Below are 16537 nucleotides of genomic sequence, written 5' to 3'. Positions count from 1 at the left end.
ATGGTAGCAGAACAACAGGCCGGGGCCGGGCTGGAGGCAGTATCCGAAGGTCCGGTCCCTGGCCCGGGCAGAAGGAGGAGGGGGAATTTGGAGAGAGAATTATTGATACAGACAGCCCTGGACGGTCTTGGGCGCTCCTATGCACCGTATTCCCATTTTCATGTATCGGCAGCCCTGCTTTGCAGGGATGGGAAGGTGTACACAGGCAACAACATTGAGAATGCAGCCTACAGTCCCGGCATCTGTGCGGAGCGGTGCGCTTTTGCAAAGGCGGTGAGCGAGGGCGAGAGGGAGTTTGAGGCCATTGTCATATGCGGAGGTCCAGACGGAAAAGCAGGGGATTACTGCCCGCCCTGCGGCGTGTGCCGGCAGGTCATGCGGGAGTTCTGCAATCCGGACTCATTTTGCATTATCCTGGCTAAAAGCGCGGAGGAATACAGGGAATATACCCTGGCCCAGCTGCTTCCGGAGAGCTTTGGACCTGACCACTTGGGAGGTGCGTGATATGAGAATGTATGACCTGATCGAAAAGAAAAAGCGGGGCGGTTCCCTTTTGACGGAGGAGATTGCCTATATGGTGCGCGGATTCGTGGCAGGAGACATTCCTGATTATCAGATGTCGGCCATGCTGATGGCTGTTTATTTTAAGGGCATGGATGACCGGGAGATAACGGACCTGACCCTGGAGATGGCGCATTCCGGGGACATGGTGGATTTGTCGCCTATTGAGGGAATCAAGGCGGATAAACACAGCACCGGCGGCGTGGGGGATAAGACAACCCTGGTGACAGGCCCCATTGTGGCTGCCTGCGGCGTCAAGGTGGCCAAGATGAGCGGACGGGGCCTGGGACATACCGGCGGGACCGTGGATAAGCTGGAGAGTATTCCCGGGTTTAAGACTGCCATACCAAGGGAAGAATTCTTCCGCATTGTCAATGAAAACGGCCTGGCTCTTATCGGTCAGTCGGGCAACATGGTTCCGGCAGATAAAAAGCTTTATGCCCTGAGGGATGTGACGGCCACCGTGGACAGTATTCCCCTTATTGCCTCCTCCATCATGAGCAAAAAACTGGCGGCCGGCAGCGACTGCATTGTCCTGGACGTAAAGACGGGAAGCGGCGCCTTTATGAAAACCCTGGAGGACTCCATCAGCCTGGCCCGGGAGATGGTTTCCATCGGAACCCTGGCCGGCCGGCGCTGCTGTGCCCTCATCACCAATATGGACGTACCTCTGGGCCATGCCATCGGCAATTCCCTGGAGATGGAAGAAGCCATTGAGACCCTGAAGGGCCGCGGACCAGAGGATTTGACCTGCGTATGCCTGGAACTGGCTGCCAATATGCTTCACATGGCAGGCAGGGGGGATATGGAACAGTGCAGGAAGATTGCCCAAGGCGCCATGGAGGATGGGAGCGCCCTTAAATGCCTTAAATCCATGGTTGAGAGCCAGGGCGGGGATGGCCGTTACGTGGAAAATCCGGGACTGTTTCATAAGGCGCCTCTCAGCCGGGAAGTGAAGGCTTCTGAGACCGGCTTTATCACCCATATGGATACAGAGGGAATCGGAGTGGCCTCTGTGATGCTGGGGGCAGGCAGGAATAAAAAGGAGGATACCATTGATTACAGCGCAGGCATCCTTCTGGAGAAAAAATATGGAGACAGTGTGAGAGAGGGAGAGACCATAGCAGTCCTTTACGCCTCTCATGAGGAGTTGTTTGGACCGGCAATGGAAAAATTTCTGGCTTCCTGCACCCTGGGGAAACAGATGCCGGAACCGGAGCCCCTTATATTTGCAAGGATTTCTGACGCGGGTGTGGAAAGAAGGACCATTGAGGAAAAAATTCCATAAATGTTCAGAAAAATCAACTTGAAAAACCCAAGTCTTTGGGGTATAATAACACCAGATAAAAGAAGTGGAACTGTAATTTCCTGGGGTGTTCGATACTCTTACCAATTTTGAACCTACATTAGACAAAAGGGATTCCAATATTTTTAAGCGGATGTCAGGCCTCCGTAGAGTGGAAGGCAGATGTTTAAGTGAGGTTGCCCACCTAGCATTGCTAGGCGTCAATAAGTAAGAGACGGCATTCTGGGGTTACACATGATAAAAGCAGCGGTTACCCCGCTGCTTTACTTCGTTTACAGGAGCTGGACCGAATATGAAGAACAGGATGATTGCATGGGTAAGCGGCGTGGTGCTGGTGGTGGTCACGCTGATGGTGATAATAGTAAAGCTGGAGCCGCCCAGGGACGGAATCATAAGGGCACAGGCAATGAAGGCCATGGCTCTGGCCCTTACGGACAAGGAAGAGTGTGAAAAGAGGGCCAAGGAGCGGGGAACCTCCCATTTTTCCGCAAAAGAAAAGGACAACTGGTTTGTCAAATACATGGATTATCTCTACGACGAGGGCTATCTGGACCCGGAGCTTACGCCGGCTTCCCTGGCCTCAGCCCAGGGATATCTTACATACGCGGAGGCTGCATACATGGCCGGCCAGGTGTCCGGCAAGCTGAAGCTTCAGGCCGGTTCCACCAGAAACAACCGGGACCAGGCATTTCCGGAAGAGGACTGGTGGCAGCTGTACGGTTCCATTCTGAAGGAGACTGACCCGGAGGGGAAGGTGGAGGAGATGGAGGCCGTGCTCTACGGCACCCCGTCCAATCTTGACCAGGCTGAGAGCTGGACCGCCTATACCACGGTTGGCAACTTTGGATTCCAGGGACTTGCCCTGGACACGTTCCTGGACTGTGAGATACGGTTTCTGGCCAGGAGCGGGGAGATGATTACATCCAGCCTTGTGTCCAGAAACGTGGTCTATGAGAATGTCTGGCTGGCTGAAAGCGACGGCAGGCATTTTAAGGCGTATCTGGGTACGGCCTACCGGGAATTCCCGGTGAGCGCCAAGCTTGGCGGGGAGGACGGGATGGCCGGGAATCTGGCTGACCTGCACATGGAGGACGGCAAGCTGGTCAAAATCACTATGAAAAGGGACAGGTTAAGCGGCAAGGTGCTGTCCGTAACAGAGGATGCCATTGAGATAGAAGGTTATGGCGAGATTCCTCTGGCTCCTAATTTTCATGTATATAAGGTATACGGTGATTTTAAGGTGCTGAACGCGTCGGACATACTGGTTGGCTATAACCTTCAGGAATTTGTGGCAGCAGACGGAAAGCTGTGCGCGGCTCTTTTAGAAAGGGAATTTGACGCCAAGACCATCCGCGTCCTTCTGATGGACACCGGCTTTAAGAGTGTGTTCCACGCATCCGCGGATCTGGTGCTGGGAAGCGGCGCTGATTTGGAATATGAGAATGCCAAGGGAAAGATGGTGGGAGAGCGCCTGGAGGCAGGCACGCAGCTTACGGTTGGTCCTGACAGCCCTTATCTGGAATATGGGCGTATGATCATTACGCCGGATGAGCCGGAGGCAATCACTATCCGATCCATTGAGCGGAGCCAGGGCACGCCGGTTTACAGCGGAAGCCTGGAAATCAAGGGAACACCGGAGGGGCTGGTTCTTGTCAATGATTTGTTTTTGGAGGATTACCTGACAAAGGTAGTGCCCAGCGAAATGCCGCCGTCCTATGAGAAGGAAGCCCTGAAGGCCCAGGCCGTGTGCGCCAGGACCTATGCCTACCGCCAGATCCAGGGAAATACCTACAGCCAGTATGGCGCCCATGTGGATGACAGCACAAATTTCCAGGTCTATAATAATACATCTGCCAATGATAAGTCCACCCAGGCTGTAAAGGAGACTTACGGGAAGATGCTGTTCTATGAGGATAAACCCATTGAGGCCTTTTATTTCTCCACCTCCTGCGGACGCACGGCAGATGCAGGCGTATGGGGCACTGACAGCGGAAAATACCCCTATCTGAGAGCCGTGGAGGTAAAAGAGGGAGGAAAGAGCCTGGGCAAGGAGGACAACGATGGCTTTGAATCCTATATCAAGAGGGAGGATGTGATTGCCTATGACACCTCCTACCCCATGTTCCGCTGGCAGACAGATCTTCCGGCCGACGTGGCTTCCGCCCAGATCAGCGGGGCGGGCCAGATACAGGATATGACCGTCACAGACAGAGGTCCGGGGGGCATAGCGGGCGAGCTTACAGTCACAGGTACTGACGGCACCGTGACCATCAAAGGACAGTCTGCCATCCGCTCTGCACTGGGAAACCCGTCCCTGATCATCACCAAGAAGGACGGGGGCACCATGACCGGAAGCGCCACCCTTCCCAGCGCCTTTATCGCCATTGAGAAGAGGACAGGGGAGGACGGAAGCCTTTCCTTCCATATATATGGAGGCGGTTTTGGCCATGGTGTGGGCATGAGCCAGAACGGCGCCCAGGGAATGGCAAAGACAGGAAAGGGCTACAAGCAGATATTGGACTTTTTCTACCATGGTACGGAACTGCGGGAGTGCAATGAGGGTTAGAGCCTGTTTAAACGTGAAAACGATAAACCGGAAAAAAGAACAACCCGGAAAAGCCTTTATGGGCTTTTGCCGGGTTGTTCTTTATGATTGAACCAGATAGACCTCTGCGCTCTGGGTGCCGTGCTGGCGTGTCTCGGCATGGGTGTTGAAGAAGATGTCGATGTGATTGCCTCTGACAGCTCCGCCGCGGTCCTCCGCTGTGTAGACAACACCGTTAATCATCACCTTGGAACCGTAGGGAATTACCCGCGGGTCAACGGCAATGGTGTGGCCGGCCGTGGCCACTGCGCCGGTGCAGGTATGGCGTCCCCAGCCCTCGGAGCAGGCCCTGCACGGGCAATACCCTGTTGTCTTGAACACGCCCAGGGGAACCAGGTTCTGGGCCTGGGCAGCAGGGGTTTCCTGTTTGGCGTCAGGGTTGCCGTTGGTATAGGTTCTGGGGTTGGAAAAATCATTGTCTCCCACATAGCCTTCCACCAGATAAACGCCATCGGGCAGCGCGCTCCAGTCCATATTGAGGGTAAAGGCGTGACAGCCATTTCCCTTTCCGCTGTCGTAAAGCTTGTCGCTGTATTCCCCGGCTGTCATCCTCTGGGAAAAAACTTCCTCACCTGTATTTTTATCTTTGACGGATATCCGTACGTTAAGCGCATCATCAGGCGTACTGCTGTTGTAAGCCCAGCCGCTGATGGTGGTGCTGTTCACTGTTTCGAACCTTCCCTTTGGCGCTGCTGCAAGGGCTGTGATGGCAGTGGCCGCAAGCAGGCTGACGGTAAGAATGGTTCCGGTCAGTAAGTGTCTTAATTTCATGGTGTAATACCTCCTATTGCTCAAGTAATAATTAGAAAAAGATTTTTAACACATTAATAAATAATATGTAATACTTTTGTAATATATGAGCAATAAACAAGTTTTTATCATATTTTCTTCCTGTTGTCAAGGAAAAATATGGAAATAACACCACTTTTATCCATATACAGCTGAATTTTGGTAATAATTTCTGTCCCTGCGCTATCTTTTCCGGAGAAAGGCAAAAAATTACCAGGCTCATATGCCTGGTAGTTTTTTCCTTACATCATACATCAATCCTGCACTAAAAATACCTCTGCAGTGTATGTACCTTTGGCCAGGGCCTCCTCATGGGAGCCGTAGAAAATATCGAGAATATTACCGTTTACAGAAGAACCTTTGTCCTCCACCGTGTAGACAGTACCGTCAACTTTCAGCCTGGTGCCAAGGGGAAAATAATCTAAATCAGCGGAAATAGTGTGGTTTGGAGTGGGAACCGTACCTGAAAAGGTAAGATTATGACCGCCGGAGCACTGTTCGCAGCCACAGTATCCTGTAATGGTAAAGCGTCCAAGTGATGTCTCCTTGGGGGCCGGAGCTTCCTCCTTCTCCTCCTTTTGGGCGCCTGGTCCCTGGGCTATGTATTCTTCTTCATTCATTACAGCGGCTCTGCGGCCTTTGGATTCCCGGGAAGCGGAAGTTTCCTGGATTTCCTGGGACGAGTCCTCAGACGTATCTGATGCACCGGCCTCCACTACGGTCACATCCATTCCCACAGGCTCGTCCGCAAATGCCGGAAAAGCCACCGTGAGGCTGAATGCAGCCATGGCTGCGGCCAGAAGGGTTTTCTTAAAGTAATGCATACAACGACCTCGCAATCTTATCATATTGTTATGGTTTTATATGGCTTATAAAGTTGTACCTTCATTATATTACAAAAATGTTACTTGTCAAGTTAAAATAATTAAGCAAGTGTTACAAGAGTATAAAAAGTGGAGAGAAAAAGCCTTGAATTTGGAGTGTTTATGTAAAAAGTGGAGGATGAATTCCAATATTTAGTTGATACTGAGAGGGAAATGGCACATGATGTGCCGGCAGGAAACGGGAGGCCTTAAATAATATGAAAAGAATTTGGATTTATCTCTTGACAAATGACTCCAGAAGGAATATATTATGGAATGTAGATGTTAGCACTCCCGAACGTTGAGTGCTAATAATAAAAGAAAGGAAGGTGAGCAGATGCCATTGGATGCACTCCTGGACGACAGGAAGGTGACTATATTAAAGGCCATCATCAAGACATACCTGGAAACCGGAGAGCCGGTGGGCTCCAGGACCATTTCCAAGTATTCAGACCTTAAGCTCAGCTCTGCCACCATCCGAAATGAGATGTCAGACCTGGAAGAGATGGGGTATATCGTTCAGCCCCATACCTCAGCGGGACGTATTCCTTCCGACAAAGGGTACCGGTTCTACGTGGACCAGATTATGCTGGATAAGGAGAGCGAGGTAACCGAGTTCAAGCAGATGATGGTCCAAAAGGTTGATAAGCTGGAACTGGTCCTAAAGAAGATGGCTCAGGTGCTGGCAGCTAATACCAACTATGCGACCATGATCAGCGGCCCCAGTTATCACAAGACAAAGCTTAAGTTCATCCAGCTTTCCAAGATGGAGAAGCATAAGCTTCTGGTGGTTGTGGTGGTGGAAGGCAATATCATTAAGAACACCATGATTGATATTGAGGATAATCTCAGCGACGAGGAGCTCCTTAACCTGAACATCCTGCTTAACAGCAGCCTGAACGGGCTGACCATAGAGGATATCAATCTGGATGTTATCAGCAAGCTAAAGGGCGATGCAGGCATCCACAGCCAGGTGGTGGATCTGGTACTTAACGAGGTGGCGGAGGCCATCAAGGCAGGGGAAGAGGACCTGCAGATTTATACCAGCGGAGCCACCAACATTTTCAAGTACCCTGAGCTTTCGGACGGCGACAAGGCCAGCCGGCTCATTGATACACTGGAACATAAAGAAGTGCTGCAGGAATTTGTGGCGGAAGTCAATTCCGGTACAGAGGAAGAAGCAGGCATTCAGGTTTATATCGGTGATGAGAGCCCGGTGCAGTCCATGAAGGACTGCAGTGTGGTCACTGCCAATTATGATTTGGGAGGAGGCCTTCGGGGAACCATCGGTATTATAGGGCCCAAGCGAATGGATTATGAAAAGGTTCTTGGGACTCTGCGCAATCTGATGAATCAGCTGGATACAGCATTTAAAAAAGATGAAAGGTGATAAGCTGTGAGTGAAGATATGAAAGACGAAGCGTTAAAAAAGGAAGACGAGGCCCTGAATACAGAGCAGGAAGCGGGAACAGAACAGACTTCTGAGGCCGGATCCGGGGAGGCCGGGAATACAGAGGCTGCCGCTGAGACCGGAGAGACGGCAGAAGATGTGCCGGAAGGCGCAGAGGAAGATACAGAGCAGGCGCCTGCCGCTGAAAAGGAAGAAAAAAAGGGATTTTTTAAGAAGAAGAAAGACCCCAGGGATGAAAAGATAGAAGATCTCACCGACCGGGTGAAACGTCAGATGGCGGAATTTGAGAATTTCCGCAAGCGGACAGACAAGGAAAAGTCCGCCATGTATGAGATGGGAGCCAAGGACATCATAGAGAGAATCCTTCCCGTCATTGACAACTTTGAGAGAGGCCTGGCAACCGTGCCTGAGGATGCAAAGGGAACACCCCTTGCAGAGGGTATGGAGAAGATATATAAGCAGTTCCGGAAAACACTGGAGGAAGCCGGCGTGAAAGCCATTGAAGCAGTAGGCCAGGAGTTTGACCCCAACTACCACAACGCAGTGATGCATGTGGATGATGAAAGCCTGGGAGAGAACATAGTGGCGGAGGAATTGCAGAAGGGTTATATGTACAGGGACAGCGTGGTCAGACACAGTATGGTAAAAGTGGCAAATTGACATTGGATATTTACTTAAATTCTCATAAAATAATCAGGAGGAAAAGACTATGAGCAAGATTATAGGTATTGACTTAGGTACGACAAACAGCTGTGTGGCTGTTATGGAAGGCGGAAAACCAACTGTTATTGCCAACGCGGAAGGCGTAAGGACAACACCATCCGTTGTGGCATTCACAAAGACAGGAGAGAGGCTGATTGGCGAGCCTGCAAAGCGTCAGGCAGTTACCAACGCAGATAAGACCATCTCTTCCATCAAGCGCCACATGGGCACGGACTACAGGGTAGACATCGACGGAAAGAAGTACACTCCACAGGAGATTTCCGCCATGATTCTGCAGAAGCTGAAAGCTGACGCAGAGAGCTATCTGGGTGAGACTGTGACAGAGGCAGTTATCACGGTTCCGGCATATTTTAATGATGCCCAGCGCCAGGCTACCAAGGATGCAGGCAAGATTGCAGGCCTGGATGTAAAGCGTATCATCAACGAGCCTACGGCAGCAGCCCTGGCTTACGGACTTGACAATGAAAAAGAACAGAAGATCATGGTATACGACTTAGGCGGCGGTACCTTTGATGTTTCCATTATCGAAATCGGCGACGGCGTAATTGAGGTTCTGTCTACCAACGGCGATACCCGTCTGGGCGGCGATGACTTTGACAACGCAATTACAAACTGGATGATTTCCGAGTTCAAGAAAGCTGAGGGCGTGGATCTGTCCAATGACAAGATGGCTCTCCAGAGACTGAAGGAAGCAGCTGAGAAGGCAAAGAAGGAGCTGTCCACAGCTACCACAACCAATATCAACCTTCCCTTTATCACTGCAACTGCCGAGGGACCAAAGCATCTGGATATGAACCTGACCAGGGCTAAGTTTGACGAACTGACCCACGACCTGGTAGAGCGCACTGCTATCCCGGTACAGAACGCGCTTAAGGATGCAGGCATCACTGCTTCTGAGTTAGGCAAGGTGCTGTTGGTAGGCGGTTCCACACGTATGATAGCTGCACAGGAAAAGGTTAAACAGCTGACAGGCAAGGAACCCAGCAAGACCCTGAACCCGGATGAGTGCGTGGCCATCGGCGCTGCCATTCAGGGCGGCAAGCTGGCCGGCGATGCAGGTGCAGGAGACATCCTTCTTCTGGATGTAACGCCTCTCTCCCTGTCCATCGAGACCATGGGCGGCGTGGCTACCAGACTGATTGAGAGGAATACCACCATTCCTACCAAGAAGAGCCAGATATTCTCAACCGCTGCCGACAACCAGACAGCCGTGGATATCCATGTGGTTCAGGGCGAGCGCCAGTTTGCAAGGGATAACAAGACACTGGGACAGTTCCGCCTGGATGGAATTCCGCCTGCAAGAAGAGGAATTCCGCAGATTGAGGTTACCTTTGACATTGATGCCAACGGTATTGTAAACGTATCCGCAAAGGATCTGGGAACAGGTAAGGAGCAGCACATCACCATTACCTCCGGTTCCAATATGTCAGACGATGATATTGATAAGGCAGTGAAAGAAGCAGCTGAGTACGAGGCACAGGACAAGAAGCGCAAGGAAGCCATTGACGCAAGGAACGATGCGGACTCCATGGTATTCCAGACCGAGAAGGCCCTGGAAGAGGTTGGGGATAAGATTGCTCCCGGCGACAAGGCAGAAGTGGAAGCTGACCTTAATTCACTGAAGGAAGCCATCAACCGCGCTCCGGTTGAGGAGATGACAGACGCACAGGTAGAGGACATCAAGGCCGGCAGAGAGAAGCTGATGAACAGCGCTCAGAAGCTGTTTGCAAAGGTTTATGAGCAGGCTCAGGCCTCCGGTGCAGCAGGCCAGGCAGGTCCTGACATGGGCGGCGCCGGAAACGCAGCAGGCGGCGATGACGTTGTGGACGCAGATTTCAAGGAAGTATAAATTCAGGGAAGTAAAATAAATCCAGGAAATAAATCCGGATAAAACAAACAGGGGGCTTAGGAGCCGGGAAACCGGCCACTACCCCCTTTGTGGCTGATAAAGAGTGCTTTTGAAACTGCCTGTCAGGGCCAGTTTTGCGGCGTTCAGATAGATTAAGAGGTAAACAACATGGCAGAGAGTAAGAGAGATTACTATGAAGTTCTGGGCGTTCCCAAAGATGCAGATGAGGATGCATTGAAAAAAGCATACAGGAAACTTGCCAAGAAATACCACCCCGATGCCAACCCAGGCGATAAAGAGGCAGAGGCCAAGTTTAAAGAAGCTTCCGAGGCATACAGCGTGTTAAGCGACCCTCAGAAACGTCAGCAGTACGACCAGTTCGGCCATGCTGCATTTGAACAGGGAGGCGCAGGGGCAGGCGGCTTTGGTGGCGGCTTCGGCGGCTTTGATTTTGGCGGGGATATGGGCGATATCTTCGGTGATATTTTTGGTGATATTTTTGGCGGCGGCAGGTCCGGGAGGGCCAGAAGCGGACCATCACGGGGCGCCAACATAAAGACTTCTGTTAGGATTACATTTGAGGAAGCTGTATTTGGCTGTGATAAAGAGATCGAGATTAATTTTAAAGAAACCTGTGCCAGCTGTCACGGCACAGGCGCTAAGGCAGGCACTTCCCCTCAGACCTGTTCCAAGTGTAATGGAAAGGGTAAAATCATGTACACCCAGCAGTCCTTTTTCGGTACTGTACAGAATGTGCAGACATGTCCTGACTGTAATGGTACCGGACAGGTTATCAAGGAAAAGTGTCCTGACTGTTATGGTACAGGTTATAAAACAGTGCGCAAGAAATTTAAGGTATCCATTCCGGCAGGCATTGACAACGGCCAGTGCGTGCGTCTGGCAGGGGGCGGCGAGCCCGGCACTGGCGGCGGTGAGCGCGGTGATTTGCTGGTGGAGGCAGTTGTTTCCCAGCATCCCATATTCAAGCGCCAGGATACCAGTATTTATTCCACGGTGCCCATATCCTTTGCCCGGGCAGCCCTGGGAGGCCCTATCCGCATAAAGACAGTGGACGGCGAAGTGGAGTACGATGTAAGGCCGGGCACCCAGACAGATACCAAGGTGCGCTTAAAGGGAAAAGGTGTTCCCTCGCTGCGCAGCCGCAGTGTCAGGGGCGACCACTATGTTACTTTGGTGGTTCAGGTGCCGGAGCGTATGAACCAGGCGCAGAAAGATGCCTTAAGGCGGTTTGACGACGCGATGAACGGCGTTGCATCACCGGAGGAAGAGAAGCCTAAGAAGAAGGGCATATTCAAATAGAACGGAAAAGTATAAGCCCGGACAGACGGCACAGAGAGCCTGTCCGGGCTTTTTGCGTTCATTCCCGGTATGGTGCAATGGTATTGTACAATAGGCAAAAAAAGGGTATGATAGAGAATAGGCTATGGCGGGGAAAGAGGCCGTAACAGGGAAAAGCCACAGCAGGGAAAATGAAAGGGGAGATTCAGATGGATAACAGTTATTTTGATTCTCTGGCGGTTGTGCTGCCGGAGGATATAGAAAAATTAAAGTGGAGAGGGGAGTTTGACAGGGCTGTCCGCAGGATTGACAGCAGGCTGGAAAAGGATATTCCCCAGGCTTTGAGAAAGCGCCTTATGATTGAAAAGGAGATTCTTAAGCGGATGCCGGGACAGTACCCCTATACATGGGCAGAGGCCCTTGGCATACTGCGGGACAATGTAAGGGATTTTAAGGACTGTGAGCTGGAAACCCTGTGGGAGGAGGATGCAGCGGACTGGATTTACGTGGACGGAGAGGTGCGCTTCCGGAGCAGCTTCCTGAAAAATGTCTTGAAGACCAGGAAAGAATATGAGAACCGGGCAATGGATCTGGAACTGGTCCGGTCTAAGGCGAAAAACTTCGCGCTTCTTAACAGAACCATTGCGTCCATGAAAGAACAGGGAGGCGCCGGATGCAGGTTTTGTATCCGCGGCACACTTGGGATTCTGGAGGAAGCGGAGCGGGACGGCGAAGATATCAAGGTCTATCTTCCTCTGCCGATTGAATACGCCCAGGTAAAGAATGTGAAAATCCACAGCGTAAGAATCGGGGAAAGGGAAGCCGAGGCACAGGAATATACCATTGCGCGCCCGGATGCCTTTCAGCGCACCATCTGCTTCCATACAAAACACAGGAAGGGGCAGAAATATTCGGTGGAGTTTTCCTTTGAAAACCGGGAAGCATACAAGGATTTCTCCCATGGCAGCCTGGAACACGGCGGCCCGGAACGCATCAAAGAGAGAACCGGAGCAAATGGTTTTGCAGAGCCCATGGATGCCTGGCTGGCGCAGCAGCCGCCCCATATCCGGTTTACTCCCCTGATACGGGAACTGGCGTCTGACATTGTGGGGGAGGAAAAGGACCCCTTAAAGAAGGCCAGAAGGATATATGACTATATCACCACCCATGTGATGTATTCATTTGTGCGGAGTTATTTTACCCTGACTGACATTGTCCAGTATGCGGCCTCATCCATGAAGGGAGACTGCGGCGTACAGGCGCTTTTGTTTATCACCCTGTGCCGTGCGGCAGGCATTCCGGCCAGATGGCAGGCAGGACTCTATACATCACCCCTTGAAATCAGCTGCCATGACTGGGCGCAGTTTTATACCCCATCCCATGGCTGGCGCTGTGCGGACTGTTCCTTCGGAGGAGCGGCCTTCCGGGAGGGGGAGACAGAGCGGTGGGATTTTTACTTTGGAAATCTGGATCCCTTCCGTCTTCCGGCAGCCAGAGAGTTCGGATATGAGTTTGAGCCGCCCATGGATCATTTGAGAAACGATCCCTATGACAATCAGACAGGGGAGGCGGAATACAGGGACAGAAGTCTTGCACAAGAGGAATACCGCACGGAATATGAGATGATTTCCCTGGAAGATATAATATATTAAAGAAGAGCCTGTTAAAATATTAAGAAATCCGTAAAGAATTGTAAGAATTAGTGGGCTATAATGTTATCATATCTGTAGAAAGGCATAAAAACAGAATGAACAGACGCTTATTGATAACAGGGGCCGGGGGATTTCTCGGTTCCCGGATTTGTGAATATTATAGTAACAGGGACGGATATGAGGCAGTGGGGGTGACGCACAGGGAACTGGATATTGAGGATTTTGTGGCGGTTTCCGCCTTTATAAAGGCTATCCGGCCAGATTATGTCCTGCACTGTGCGGCAATTTCAAACACAGGTACATGTGAAAGAAATCCGGTCCTCTCAGAGAAGGTCAATGTAAGGGGAACCATCAACCTGGCCAAGGCATGCAGGAACGCCGGCAGCCGTATGATATTTACCAGTTCCGACCAGATTTACAACACATCCCATTCCATGGAGCCCAACCGTGAGGGCAGCGAGGGAAAGCCAGGAAATGTGTATGGAAGAGACAAGAAACGGGCGGAGGAAGCCATGCTCACATACCTGCCGGATGCAGTGGCCCTCAGGCTTACTTGGATGTATGACGCTCCGTCCAGGGGAAGAGCGGCGGGCCAGGGGCTGTTGCAGAAGCTGGCGGACGCGTTAAAGGATAGGCGGGAGGTGGAGTTTCCTGTCCATGATTACAGGGGAATCACCTATGTGTGGGAAGTGGTGCGCCATCTGGAAGAGGCCATGGGGCTTCCCGGAGGTGTTTATAACTTTGGAAGTGAGAACCGGTACAACACCTTTGACACGGCCAGGCTGTTCCTCAGGGAATTAGCAGGAAGCGATTCCGGCGGTATATTAAAACGCAATGATGAGAGGTTTGCCTCCTGTCCCAGAAATCTGACCATGGATACGGACAAGATAAAATCCTATGGAATACGGTTCTTTAATACTTCCGAGGGAATACGCAAGTGCTGTATGGAACACAGGGAAATGTCCCGGGCCAGCTGTTAAAAGGCTATGAAAGGATTGCATAATATGAACAGACGCAACATATCGCCCCAGGCCGTCAGAATCTGCGGTCTGACACTGCTTTGTCTGGCCATCATGTTCGGGGTGGCTGCAGCCAACAAGGCAAAGGGCGGAGAAAAGCTGGTAAGTGAATATACGGTGCAGGACGATGTGCTTCCCAGGCATGTTAAATTTGAATCCATGCCCGCGGACATGCCTCAGATGACAGCTGCCTGGTTTTATAAGTATAAGGGTCTGGGCCAGTTCGACATGTGCAGCAGGCTGTTTCCGCAAGATCAGCTGGAAGCCCTGAATTTTGAACAGGAGGACCGGGATTTTAAAGACGGATATTATATACAGGAGTACATTGTCCACGGGTTTAAGACCCTGTCCCAGGAGGAATATGAGGACCAGAAAGCCCGTTACGACCAGCTGGCGGCCTCCTACGGATATAAGGAGTACAAGGTGGTACGGGTCTCTTTCTCGCAGAAATGGTCTCTCAAGGCCCTGCAGAAGGCCCCTCAGTGGGGGGACGGAGCGTTCACCAGGGATTTTGCGGTGGGCAGGGAAGCAGGGCTGCGGGAGCGATGGAAGATATTTGAGCTGGGCATGATGTGATTTGTCCGGCAGGCAGATTTTGATGAGACAGAAGGAGTGGAGTGAATGAGACAGGGAAGCAGCACAGGAAGCCGTACAATGGTGCAGCGGCACGGAATTGCAAGGGACCTGACGGTATGCGGGCTGTTTACGGCGTTGACAGCAGTGGGGGCCTTTATTAAGATTGTCATACCGGTGGGAGCGGACACCATGAATTTTACCCTTCAGTGGTTCTTTGTGCTTCTGGCAGGCCTTTTGCTTGGCTCCAGAAGGGCCTTCCTCAGTGTGTCCACCTATCTGCTGATTGGACTGGTGGGAATTCCTGTATTTGCGCGGGGCGGAGGACCTTCTTATCTGATTCGCCCCACCTTTGGGTTTCTGCTGGGATTTGCTCTGGCAGCCTATGTGATGGGTAAGATAGTGGAGTGGATGCACGCCTCAAAGCCCGGGGCCTGCCTGTTTAGCGCCACGGTGGGGTATGTGATTTATTACGGAATGGGAATCCTTTACTTTTACTTCATCACCCATTTTGTGGTGGTGACTCCCGACACAGTGGGATGGGGCGCCATCTTTGCGGTATACTGCCTGCCCACCATGATTCCGGATTATATACTCTGCATTCTTGCAGTGACGGTGGTCGGACGCCTGCGCCCGTCTATGGGGCGGCTTATGGAGTGACACAGCTCATTCCCTTCCCTGCCTGACGCTGCGCTCGTAATAAAAAATATATTGCTGCATGATGCCGGCACAGCCGCTGTATCGCCCGAACACATCTTCTACGATTGTTTCGCAGAGACGGTTTTTGGGGATGCGGCGGTATTTTTTTCTGTCAAAATACTGCTCCATCAGGATTTTTTCGATCCATGTATCTACCGGAAACGCGTCTATGTGGTGGAGGCCGAAAAGACACACACAGTTGGCTACCTTTTTTCCGATTCCGTAAAATCCGGTGAGATATTCCATGGCTTCCTCATAGTTAAGGGCAGCCAGACGGGAAAGGTCCAGCCTGCCTGAAACCGCGTCCTGGCAGAGCCTGTGGATGTACTTGGCCCGGTAGCCCAGCTTAAGCCCCATTAAATCTTCCAGGGAAGCAAGACAGAGCTGGCTGGGGGCAGGAAAGGAGAAGGCCGGCGGGAGACTTTCTTCCAGGGCAGCACCTTCCCTCCGGGCACCTTCTTTCTCCCGGACCTCATCTTTCTCCCGGACCTCACCGTTCCCACGGTTCTGTCTATCATCCAGAAGGGTGCCGTACCGGCTGCTGAGGGCTTCCACCAGCTGACGTATGTTGGGAATGGTCTTTTGCTGGGAGATCACGAAGGTAATGATCATCTCCCATGGGTCCTGGCGCAGGATGCGTATGCCTGTCCCGCTCATGGCAGCTGCCCTCAGGTAGGTATTTTCCCGGTCAATGGAGGCGATGACAGCCTGGTAATCCCGGTCCATGTCCAGATAGGACAGCCAGAAGGAAAGGTCCTCATGGGGACAGTCCAGGCAGACGAAAGGGCCGTCCTGCCACGCGCGCAGGACGCGGAGGCCGCTGATGAGCCGGTAGCCGTTCTTTGCCCCTGAAGGGTATGTATGTTCCGGCAGGGGAACCATGCGGAAACATTGGCCGGACTGATGAATCTGCTGCAGGTCCATACAGGGAGTTTCATAACGATGAATCATATGGGTATGCCTTTCTTTTGTAATGTATTTTGGAAGGACCGCCACAAAATGGCCCCTGAATATAACTTTACCCCTTCTTTTTTTCAAAGTCAAATGTGTTTTTCTGGCTTTCCGCTTGACATTTTCAGAAAATGTGACTAGAATGTAGGTTAGATTTGATAATCAAAAGCGATGAAGGTGCATAGTAGACGTTTATTTTCCATCAGAGAGGGGAGGCCACCGGCTGAAAGCCTGCCC

14 protein-coding genes, 1 other RNA gene and 1 other annotated feature (1 of these 16 only partly in view) are annotated in these 16537 nt (G+C 51.7%); of the genes, 12 read left to right on the top strand and 3 right to left on the bottom strand.

What is annotated here, in order from left to right; translation table 11 throughout:
• The first annotated feature begins 87 nt into the window (after positions 1 to 87).
• The 4 genes from cdd (at position 88) to LI015_RS05070 (ending at position 4433) form a co-directional block, all read left to right on the top strand.
• Positions 88 to 504 carry a cytidine deaminase gene (gene cdd / locus LI015_RS05085; protein WP_002564727.1) on the top strand — a complete coding sequence of 139 codons (417 nt, stop codon included), beginning with the start codon at positions 88 to 90 and terminating at the stop codon, positions 502 to 504.
• A gap of 1 nt (position 505) precedes the next feature.
• Positions 506 to 1849, top strand: a complete 1344-nt coding sequence (locus LI015_RS05080; protein ID WP_002564726.1) for a pyrimidine-nucleoside phosphorylase — start codon at positions 506 to 508, stop codon at positions 1847 to 1849.
• A gap of 74 nt (positions 1850 to 1923) precedes the next feature.
• A non-coding RNA gene (gene ssrS, locus LI015_RS05075) (6S RNA) lies at positions 1924 to 2100 on the top strand.
• Positions 2101 to 2159: 59 nt separating this feature from the next.
• On the top strand, positions 2160 to 4433 hold the full coding sequence (locus LI015_RS05070) for a SpoIID/LytB domain-containing protein (RefSeq protein WP_227124264.1): 2274 nt from the start codon (positions 2160 to 2162) through the stop codon (positions 4431 to 4433).
• Between the two features lie 81 nt (positions 4434 to 4514).
• Here the strand turns inward: LI015_RS05070 and LI015_RS05065 are convergent, their stop codons facing one another.
• Positions 4515 to 5243, bottom strand: a complete 729-nt coding sequence (locus LI015_RS05065) for a 3D domain-containing protein (protein WP_227124263.1) — start codon at positions 5241 to 5243, stop codon at positions 4515 to 4517.
• A 272-nt stretch (positions 5244 to 5515) separates the two neighbouring features.
• Positions 5516 to 6085 carry a 3D domain-containing protein gene (locus tag LI015_RS05060; RefSeq protein WP_002564723.1) on the bottom strand — a complete coding sequence of 190 codons (570 nt, stop codon included), beginning with the start codon at positions 6083 to 6085 and terminating at the stop codon, positions 5516 to 5518.
• Positions 6086 to 6461: 376 nt separating this feature from the next.
• On the opposite strand from LI015_RS05060, the gene hrcA reads away from it, so the two are divergent.
• The 8 genes from hrcA (at position 6462) to LI015_RS05020 (ending at position 15310) form a co-directional block, all read left to right on the top strand.
• Entirely contained in the window at positions 6462 to 7514 is a 1053-nt protein-coding gene (gene hrcA / locus LI015_RS05055; protein ID WP_227124262.1) for a heat-inducible transcriptional repressor HrcA, read from the top strand.
• A gap of 18 nt (positions 7515 to 7532) precedes the next feature.
• Complete coding sequence (gene grpE / locus LI015_RS05050) at positions 7533 to 8195, top strand: nucleotide exchange factor GrpE (protein ID WP_002564721.1); 663 nt, start codon at positions 7533 to 7535, stop codon at positions 8193 to 8195.
• Positions 8196 to 8244: 49 nt separating this feature from the next.
• Positions 8245 to 10107, top strand: coding sequence for a molecular chaperone DnaK (gene dnaK, locus LI015_RS05045; protein ID WP_002564720.1), 1863 nt, complete (start codon positions 8245 to 8247; stop codon positions 10105 to 10107).
• A 168-nt stretch (positions 10108 to 10275) separates the two neighbouring features.
• A complete protein-coding gene (gene dnaJ / locus LI015_RS05040) occupies positions 10276 to 11427 on the top strand; it encodes a molecular chaperone DnaJ (protein WP_002564719.1) in 1152 nt (383 codons plus the stop codon).
• 170 nt (positions 11428 to 11597) lie between these two features.
• Positions 11598 to 13058, top strand: coding sequence for a transglutaminase-like domain-containing protein (locus tag LI015_RS05035; protein ID WP_319638716.1), 1461 nt, complete (start codon positions 11598 to 11600; stop codon positions 13056 to 13058).
• A 95-nt stretch (positions 13059 to 13153) separates the two neighbouring features.
• Positions 13154 to 14038: an SDR family oxidoreductase gene (locus LI015_RS05030; protein ID WP_002564717.1), complete on the top strand. Its 885-nt coding sequence runs from the start codon at positions 13154 to 13156 to the stop codon at positions 14036 to 14038.
• Between the two features lie 24 nt (positions 14039 to 14062).
• A complete protein-coding gene (locus tag LI015_RS05025) occupies positions 14063 to 14653 on the top strand; it encodes a hypothetical protein (RefSeq protein ID WP_227124260.1) in 591 nt (196 codons plus the stop codon).
• Between the two features lie 45 nt (positions 14654 to 14698).
• On the top strand, positions 14699 to 15310 hold the full coding sequence (locus LI015_RS05020) for a biotin transporter BioY (RefSeq protein ID WP_227124259.1): 612 nt from the start codon (positions 14699 to 14701) through the stop codon (positions 15308 to 15310).
• A gap of 6 nt (positions 15311 to 15316) precedes the next feature.
• Here the strand turns inward: LI015_RS05020 and LI015_RS05015 are convergent, their stop codons facing one another.
• Positions 15317 to 16300, bottom strand: a complete 984-nt coding sequence (locus tag LI015_RS05015; RefSeq protein WP_002572522.1) for a DNA-3-methyladenine glycosylase family protein — start codon at positions 16298 to 16300, stop codon at positions 15317 to 15319.
• Between the two features lie 162 nt (positions 16301 to 16462).
• Positions 16463 to 16537 (top strand) — a binding site (T-box leader) (it continues 197 nt past the right edge of the window).

The sequence above is a fragment of the Enterocloster sp. 210928-DFI.2.20 genome (assembly GCF_020554465.1).
Classification (GTDB): domain Bacteria; phylum Bacillota; class Clostridia; order Lachnospirales; family Lachnospiraceae; genus Enterocloster; species Enterocloster bolteae.
The sequence above is the reverse complement of the archived record's forward strand: the minus strand, read 5'-3'. Positions and strand labels throughout refer to the sequence as shown.